The sequence below is a fragment of the Streptomyces sp. NPDC006261 genome (genome assembly GCF_040613515.1).
Lineage (GTDB): Bacteria > Actinomycetota > Actinomycetes > Streptomycetales > Streptomycetaceae > Streptomyces.
In genome coordinates this window covers 1-4,812 of the sequence record NZ_JBEXSI010000131.1, presented here as the reverse complement: position 1 = coordinate 4,812, position 4,812 = coordinate 1, and the positions used below count along the sequence as shown (strand labels likewise).

Sequence of the window (4,812 nt, the reverse complement as noted above, 5' to 3'; positions counted from 1 at the left end):
CCTCGCCAAGCGCATAACGGACGAGACCACACCCACCTGGCGAGGAACTTACTAGGAGATAAAGGGCAATCTGACTAGATCAAACGCCCTCTCAGAACGGCAGCAAGGGGACGCCGCCAAGGGCGTCGTCCCCTTGCCCCGGCGCTGATGTCACACCAGGGTGATCAGCAGGGCCGAGACCCACAGACAGAAAATGTGCTGGGCCTGATCTGTAGAACGCACCAAGTTAGTGAGCCCTGGTGCTCCGGCTGGTGGGTACCGAGGAGCTCGGCCCGACCCGGCTCCCGCGCGAGCCTGCCGGAAGGGCACCGCGCCCCGGGGCCCAGGATTCCGCCGCGCACTAGGATTCCACCATGATCCAGGACGGTGAATCGATGCGCGGCGGTCTGTCGACGGTGCGCCGTGAGGGCGAGACCATCCTTAGAGGTTGTTGTCTTTCCGGACTTGGGGGCGGCGTTTTCGCTGGTCAGGAGTAGGGGCGGTGCTTCGGTGGGAGTCGTGACCTGTCGTGTTGTCGCTCCCCGGGAGGTTGCGGATGCCGTCGGTTGTCGGACTGCTGGAACAGCACGAGCTCGCAGCTCGCTGTCGGGTGGACGGGCTGCGTGAGGAGGCCGACCGTATCCAGGCCGAACTGGCCGTGGCCGAGCTGGAATGGCAGGAGTGGGTGATCGCCCGCAGGCGGGTCGATACGGTGCTGGCTCCGGACTGCGGCAGCCCCGCCGGCACGGAGGACGTCCCGGATCCGCGGGCTGCGGGCGGGTCGGCGCCCCGGGACTCGGCGAAGCCGAAGTCGCAGGTGCCGGTGTGGCGTGAGGGGCTGGCCTGGTCGGTGCTGTCGGTGGACTACCAGCGCATTCTGCAGGCTCTCTCGGACCGGGACCGGCTCCATCAAGGGCCGCTGACCTGCCAGGAGATGGCTGCCGTGTTCGGTCTGGAGGCGGTGCCGGCCAAGGTGGAGGCACTGCGGTCGAAGGCGAAACGCCTGGTCGCGCGCGGCTGGCTGGCCGAACCCGCGCCGGGCCGGTTCATGCTCGCGAAGACCTCGGCCGCGCGAGGCGGCGGGTCATGAGCAGGGTCATCGACCAGTAGATCATCGCCTCGGCGCTGGTGGTGCGGCGTTCGTAGTCGCGTGCCAGGCGGCGGGTGCGCATCAGGTGGGCGAAGAGGCGCTCGACGATCCACCGCTTGGGCAGGACCACAAAGCCGCGCATGTCGTCGCTGCGTTTGACGATCGCGAGGACCAGGGCGAGCGTGGCCAGGCAGTGCTCGACGAGGGGGCCGGTGTAGCCGCCGTCGGCCCAGATGAGGGCGAGGCGGTGGTGCGCGTCGGCCACCTGCTCGAGCAGAACCTGGGCGGCGCGGTCGCCGGTGTCCGCGGCGGTGACCATCACGCCCAGCAGCAGACCGAGGGTGTCGACCACGACGTGCCGCTTGCGCCCGTTGATCAGCTTGCCGCCGTCGAAGCCACGGCTGTCGGAGCCGACGACGGCATCCGCTTTGACGGACTGAGAGTCGATCACGCCGGCCGTCGGCTCCGCATCCCGCCCCTCCCTCTCGCGGATCCTTGCGCGCAACCGGTCGTGGAACTCCTTGACCAGGCCGTGGTCGCGCCAGCGGCGGAAGAATGCGTATGCCCGGTCCCATGGCGGGAAGTCCGCGGGCAAGGCCCGCCACTTGGTCCCGTTGTCGACGAGGTAGCGGATCGCGTCCAGTATCGCCCGGTGGCAGTACGCCTCCGGCTGCCCGCCCCGGCCGCGCATCCAGCCGGGCACCGGCAGCAGCGGCCGGACCACGGCCCACTCCGCGTCTGTCATGTCCGAGGGATACCGCCGAACACGTTCCGGGTGATCGGCTGCGTTTCCGAACCGGTGGGCGACACAATCACACGTCGGTGCAGCCGAGTTGAACTCCACCGGCGCGAGCACGTAGAACTGCGGCAACAGGGTCTCCTGGATCTCGGTTGGCTTCGCAACCCCGAGCTACCAAGAGGCCCTGCCTTCATGCCCGCGACCAGCTGCGATCACCCGATCGAGACTCCCGTTCGACACACACCCCTCAAGATCGGAACGACAACAGCTACTTAGGCCGTGGCGCGTGTGGACCCCCGCGGTGCGGGAACTACTGCGCCACCTGGAGCAGGTGGGATTCGCTGGCGTGCCGCGCGCCCTGGGTGACGGTCCCGTGGACGGCCACGAGGTGGTGTCGCTGCTGCGCGGCGAAGTCGGGCTGTCTCCGTGGCCACGGGCGCTTCTCGCGGACGAGGGCATTACCGCGCTCGGGCGGTGGCTGCGCGATTACCACGAGGCCGTACGCGACTTCCGCCCCTCCGCTCAGGCCGTCTGGTGCGACCCAGACGCCCGCTGGCGTCCCGGGCTGATCATGCGCCACGGCGACCTCACGAGCTGGAACTCGGTCTGGGCGGACGACCGTCTAGTGGGCGTCATTGACTGGGACCTGGCCATCCCCGGCGATGCGTTGGACGACCTCGCGCAACTGGCCTGGTACAGCGTGCCTTTGCGGCTCCCCGACCGTCAGCGCAGGGTCGGCTACGGCGCAGCCGGCGCGCCGTTGGCGCGACGGCTGCGGCTGCTCTGCGACGCCTACGGTGTGAACTCGGCCGACGTACTGGACGCGCTGGCACGGTTGCAGCGCGCCGAGACCGAGCGGATAGCGCGCCTGGGCCCGCTCGGCTCGGACCCCTGGGCGGCATTCCTGCGGCAGAACTTCATTCCGGACATTGAGGAGGAGCGCGCGTGGGCGCTGGCCCGGCGCGAGGAACTCCTCGGCCACGTCTGACGCGGCACATTCCATGCCTTGACCGGCCATCGGCGTTCCCAGGCACCTGGGTGACGGCCGAGAACGCGATCCCCGCCACGGTCCCGGTCCAGCCGATGGGAAGGCCCAGCAGGACCCTCATCACCGCGAGCGCTGCTCTTCTACTCCGCCGCCCACACCTTCCAGCGGACCCGCGCGGCCACCGCCACCTCGCTCGGCTACGAAGGACTGCGTACCCGCATCGAGGACTTCGCCCGCTGGGCGTCCGGCCTCGCTCTTCGGCTCGGCCGCCCGCACGAGACCGTCCCCGACGATCCGCACGGCAACCTCGGCCTCGCCCGGTTCCGCCGCACGCTGGCCTGGCACATTGCACGGCGCCCCGGAGGGCTGGTCGCCCTCGCGATCCAGTACGGCCACCTGCGCACCGCCGTCAGCGCCGGCTACGCATCCCGCAGCCGCGACGGCATCCACGACCTCTTGGACATCGAGACCGCCCGAGCCACCGCGGACACTCTCAGCGCCCTCCACACGGACCTCCAAGCAGGCGTGAGCATCTCCGGGCCGGCAGCCCGCCGCGCCATCCGGGCAGTCGGCCAGGCTCCCGCCTTCGCCGGGGCCATCCGTACCCGTCGGCAGGCCCGGGACATCCTCGACAACCCCCAGCTGGCCGTCTACGACAACCCGCACGCCTTCGTGATGTGCGTCTACGACCGAGACCGAGCGCTCTGCCACCGACTGGACACCACCGACAGCCCGAGCCTCGACAGGTGCCGCCCGTCGTGCACGAACATCGCCCGCACCGACGACCACGCCACCCAAATCACACGCCGAGCAGCCGCTCTCGAAGACCAAGCGAACACGGAAGCAGTCCCCGGCCCCCTCACCGACCGCCTCCGCCATCACGCAGCACGCCTGAAGTCTGCAGCAGCCGAACACGAGCGAACTCGTATCACTCTTCGTCCGGAGACCAGCTTGTGACACCCGCCCCTGATGAACGCGACCGCATCTGCGCGGCCAGCCACCGCATCCTCACCGGCTGTCCGGAGCGCTCCAACGGAGCCCTGACCATCGTCGCCCTGGCTGTCGAGGCCGACGTTCCCCGAAACGCCCTCACCCAACGCCACACCGACCTCAAGAACCAGTTCTATGAACAGATCCGCACGCGCGGCGATGCCTCCGACAGCGAGAAGCAACTGCGCAAGCAGATCGTGAAGCTCAAGGAGCTACGCGCCTCGGACGCTGCCGAGATCCAGCAGCTGAAAGCCGACGTCGAAGCCCTCGTGGGTGCCCTGCACCTCGCACAACTGGAGAATCTGCAACTCCGCGAACCGGGCCGACCCGGCACGACGATCCGCGTGCTCCCGCGAGCCACAGCACCGCCCCAGCAAGGCGAATGACACAGGAATGGGGCTGGGCACCCGTTCGCGAGATGTCGCGCGCGTCGGCAGCGCCGCGTAGGACATCTGCCTCGCGCCAGGCGATCAAGGGGCCAGGCCGAGGCGTCGGTCCAGACGCGTGCGGTAGTGCGGATTAGGCGTAGGCCCCCGAGCCACCCGGCGAGGTTCCCTAGGGATGTTTGCGAGAACCGTGGGGAGCTGGGGCCGTTGCCGGGGCAGGTCTTACTGGAGTTCGCTGAAGCGTTCGGTTGCTCGGGTGCGTCCGGCGACGATGATGGTGTCGTCCGTTTCCACAATGGTTTCGGGGGTGGCGTAGGTGAAGCCTTCGCCGGGGCGTTTGATGGCGACGACGGTGATGCCGTAGCGGGTGCGGACGGCGCTGTTGGCCAGGGGCAGACCGGTGATGTCGGTGGGCGGGTTGGTCTTGACCATGGCGAAGTCGTCCTCGAACTCGATGTAGTCGAGCATGCGGCCCCGTACGAGGTGGGCGACGCGCTGGCCCATGTCGTGTTCGGGGTAGACGACGTGGTGGACGCCGAGCTGGGTGAGGATGCGGCCGTGGGCCTCGCTGATGGCCTTGGCCCAGACGTTCTCGATGCCGAAGGAGATCAGCAGCGAGGCGGTGAGGATGCTGGCTTCC

6 protein-coding genes are annotated in these 4,812 nt (G+C 69.0%); 3 read left to right on the top strand and 3 right to left on the bottom strand.

Annotated features, from left to right (window positions below; translation table 11 throughout):
- Positions 1–535 precede the first annotated feature (535 nt).
- A complete protein-coding gene (locus ABZ154_RS34730; RefSeq protein ID WP_356838436.1) occupies positions 536–1,069 on the top strand; it encodes a hypothetical protein in 534 nt (177 codons plus the stop codon).
- Here ABZ154_RS34730 and ABZ154_RS34725 read toward each other — a convergent pair.
- Complete coding sequence (locus ABZ154_RS34725) at positions 1,026–1,814, bottom strand: IS5 family transposase (RefSeq protein WP_356838434.1); 789 nt, start codon at positions 1,812–1,814, stop codon at positions 1,026–1,028. The genes ABZ154_RS34730 and ABZ154_RS34725 overlap by 44 nt on opposite strands.
- Positions 1,815–2,109: 295 nt before the next feature.
- On the opposite strand from ABZ154_RS34725, the gene ABZ154_RS34720 reads away from it, so the two are divergent.
- The gene (locus tag ABZ154_RS34720) at positions 2,110–2,796 is read left to right on the top strand and encodes a phosphotransferase (protein WP_356838432.1); all 687 of its coding nucleotides are present in this window, start codon (positions 2,110–2,112) and stop codon (positions 2,794–2,796) included.
- A 120-nt stretch (positions 2,797–2,916) separates the two neighbouring features.
- Here the strand turns inward: ABZ154_RS34720 and ABZ154_RS34715 are convergent, their stop codons facing one another.
- Positions 2,917–3,192, bottom strand: coding sequence for a hypothetical protein (locus ABZ154_RS34715; RefSeq protein WP_356838430.1), 276 nt, complete (start codon positions 3,190–3,192; stop codon positions 2,917–2,919).
- 557 nt (positions 3,193–3,749) lie between these two features.
- Here ABZ154_RS34715 and ABZ154_RS34710 point away from each other — a divergent pair.
- Complete coding sequence (locus tag ABZ154_RS34710) at positions 3,750–4,172, top strand: hypothetical protein (protein ID WP_356838429.1); 423 nt, start codon at positions 3,750–3,752, stop codon at positions 4,170–4,172.
- Between the two features lie 222 nt (positions 4,173–4,394).
- On the opposite strand, the gene ABZ154_RS34705 is transcribed toward ABZ154_RS34710, so the two are convergent.
- Positions 4,395–4,812: TrkA C-terminal domain-containing protein (locus tag ABZ154_RS34705; protein ID WP_356838427.1), on the bottom strand; the 418-nt coding region annotated here is incomplete at its 5' end.

Bases quoted from the DNA above. Each gene is read 5' to 3' on its own strand.
- ABZ154_RS34730 (WP_356838436.1), top strand. From the start codon at position 536: ATGCCGTCGGTTGTCGGACTGCTGGAACAGCACGAGCTCGCAGCTCGC.
- ABZ154_RS34725 (WP_356838434.1), bottom strand. From the start codon at position 1,814: ATGACAGACGCGGAGTGGGCCGTGGTCCGGCCGCTGCTGCCGGTGCCC.